Annotated in this window: 2 protein-coding genes; both read left to right on the forward strand. The window is 66.5% G+C overall.

Going from position 1 to position 3293, the window contains the following annotated elements; translation table 11 throughout:
* The coding region (locus I71_RS21630) for an ATP-binding protein (protein WP_148294320.1) at positions 1 to 2524 on the forward strand (2524 nt) is incomplete at its 5' end.
* A 165-nt stretch (positions 2525 to 2689) separates the two neighbouring features.
* On the forward strand, positions 2690 to 3293 hold a 604-nt coding region (recA, locus tag I71_RS21635; protein WP_042698004.1), incomplete at its 3' end, for a recombinase RecA.

The raw sequence follows: 3293 nt of genomic DNA on the forward strand, positions 1-3293 counted from the left end.
ACACAACTTCCTTTCGGACACCGCGCGCAATGCAGTGAACCGTCGTGCATCGTCCGGCGGGGTGTTGATGCTGGTTCAATATGCGCTGGCGCCCGCCGGGCTGTTGGTGCTGGCCGCCGGATTGCTGCTGGACCGTGACGCCATCGTCTGGCTGGGGGCGCTGCTGGTGGCTGCGGGCGTGGCGCTGCTGATCGCGCGCAGCATCTGGGTGGTGCGGCGGTCGGCGCGCATCGGCGCGCTGCTCGGCGGGGCGTTGGAAGGGATGCCGGCCGGACAGTTGGTCTGCGACGGCGCCGACGATGTGGTGTTCGTCAATGCCGCCTTTCGCACGCTGACGGGCTGGCGCCGGGGCGAACGACCGCTCGACGCCTTGGCCCGCCAGTTCTCCGCGGATCCGGACAGCGCCCGTGAATTCCGCCGCCTGCGCGAGAGGGTGAGGGCGGGCGCCGCCGCCTCGGCCGAGTTGGCGATCCCGGCGCTGGACCACAACCCGCCGGACTGGCGCAAGGTGCAGGGCCAGCCGGTGCCGGGTTTCCCCGGCTCCGTCCATTGGCGGGTCGAGGACATCACCGCCCGCCGGGAACTGGAACATGTCATGCTGCGCGAGCAGGCCAAGCTCGCCGACTTCATGGAGCATGCGCCGGTCGGCTTTTATTCGGTCGACCACAACGGTCAGTTCCTGTTCGTGAACGCCACGTTGGCCCAGTGGCTGGAAGCCGCGCCGGGCGACCTGACCGATGGCGAAGCACGGCTGCACGGGATTCTGGCGGCACCGCCGGTCTCGGCAGCGCCGTACGACCTGTTCGATCATGGCGGTGGCGAACAGCGCGGGGAACTGGCGATGGTGGGGCTGCGCGGCCGGCGCTTCCAGGTGGCGGTGGCGCAGAGCGTGGTCCATGCCGACGACGGCACCATCCATACCCGCTCGGTGGTGCGCGACCTGTCCCCTGAGCGGGAGTGGCAGGAAGCGCTTCGTCTGTCCGAACAGCGCTTCCAGCGCTTTTTCGAGGATGCGCCGATCGGCATCGCGCTGGTCGATGAGACCGGCCAGTTGACGGAATGCAACGAGGCCTTCCTGGCGCTGATCGGCAGCGAGGCGGGCAGTGTCATCGACCGCCCAATGGCCGACCTGATCGTGCCGGCGGAGCGCGAGGCGGTGATCGCCCGGCTGAAATCCGTCCAGGGCGGTGCCGATCCGGCCCACCCGCTGGAGGTCCGCCTGTCCGGCGGGCGGGAGCTGACCGCCCAGCTCTATGCCCGGCGCCTTGCCAACCCGGTGCGGACGGATGGCCGTGGCGATGGTGGCAGGGCGGATGGGGTTGGCCTGATCCTGCACTTCATCGACATGACCGAGCGCAAGAGCCTGGAGGCGCAGTTCGCCCAGTCGCAGAAGATGCAGGCGGTCGGCCAGCTGGCCGGCGGCGTGGCGCATGATTTCAACAACCTGTTGACGGCGATGATCGGCTTCTGCGACCTGCTGTTGCTGCGGCACAAGCCGGGCGACCAGTCCTTCAGCGACATCATGCAGATCAAGCAGAACGCCAACCGCGCAGCCAACCTCGTGCGGCAGCTGCTGGCCTTTTCGCGCCAGCAGACCCTGCAGCCGCGCGTCATCAATGTGACCGACGTGCTGGCGGAACTGGCGAATCTGCTGCGCCGGCTGATCGGCGAGAACATCGAACTGAAGATGATCCACGGCCGCGAGCTGGGGCTGGTCAAGGTCGACCAGAACCAGCTGGAGCAGGTCATCATCAATCTGGTGGTGAATGCCCGCGATGCCATGGCCGGCGGCGGCAAGTTGACCATCAACACCACCAACTATGGCGTCACCCAGCCGGAACGGCGCGAACATGAGACGATTCCTCCCGGCAGCTACGTCTCCATCGAGGTGATCGACACCGGCTGCGGCATCGCGCGCGAGAATCTGCAGCGCATCTTCGAACCTTTCTACACGACCAAGGAGGTCGGGTCGGGCACCGGTCTCGGCCTCTCGACGGTGTACGGCATCGTCCGGCAGACCGGCGGCTTCGTGCTGGTCGATTCGGCGGTGGGGGAGGGGACGACCTTCACCATCCTGCTCCCCCATCACCAGGGCGAACTCCGCCCGGTCGATACGGCGGAACCGCGCGAGCGCCGCGGCAGCGACCTGACCGGCAGCGGCACCATCCTGCTGGTGGAGGATGAGGACGCCGTGCGCGTCTTCTCAGCCCGCGCCCTGCGCAACAAGGGCTATCAGGTGCTGGAGGCCAAGAATGGCGAGGCGGCCTTGCAGCAGATCGAGACCAATGGTGCCTCCATCGACCTGCTGATCACCGACGTGGTGATGCCGCAGATGGACGGACCGACCTTGGCCCGCCATGTCCGCCAACTGCGTCCCGAGATGCGGGTGATCTTCATATCCGGCTATGCCGAGGACCGGCTGGGCGAGATCGATGGTGTCGAGGTCGCCCATTTCCTGCCCAAGCCCTTCTCGCTGAAGCAGCTGGCGTCCAAGGTGAAGGAGGTCATCCGCGACGGTCGGTGAGGGTGAAAGGAGAGGAGCGCATCCGTTCGCAGCAACCAGCCCGGAGACGCTTCGGAAAATAGGAACGCACAGGCAACGTCAGCACTTGCAAATGAGAACGAAGAGAGTACATTCAGCCTCGTTGCAAGAGCGCCGACCGTGTGTTCTAAGAGAGGGGTACCGGGCATGTCGTCCGCACAGCTTCGTTTGGTCGAGAAGGATTCCATGGACAAGCAGAAGGCGCTCGATGCCGCCCTGAGCCAGATCGAACGTGCGTTCGGCAAGGGCTCGATCATGAAGCTCGGTGCCAAGGAGAACCTGGTCGAGACGGAGGTGATTTCCACCGGCTCGCTGGGACTCGACATCGCGCTGGGCATCGGCGGTCTGCCCAAGGGCCGCATCATCGAAATCTACGGGCCGGAAAGCTCGGGCAAGACCACGCTGGCGCTGCACGCCATCGCCCAGGCCCAGAAGTCCGGCGGCACCTGTGCCTTCGTCGATGCCGAGCATGCGCTCGATCCGTCCTATGCCCGCAAGCTGGGCGTCAACATCGACGAACTGCTGATCTCCCAGCCGGATGCCGGCGAGCAGGCGCTGGAGATCGCCGACACGCTGGTGCGCTCCGGCGCCATCGACGTGCTGGTGGTCGACTCGGTTGCCGCCCTTGTGCCGCGCGCCGAGCTGGAAGGCGAGATGGGCGACAGCCATGTCGGCCTGCACGCCCGCCTGATGAGCCAGGCGCTGCGCAAGCTGACCGGCTCGATTCCAAGTCGAACTGCCTGGGATCTCA

The organism is Azospirillum sp. B506 (assembly GCF_000333595.1).
Taxonomy (GTDB): domain Bacteria; phylum Pseudomonadota; class Alphaproteobacteria; order Azospirillales; family Azospirillaceae; genus Azospirillum.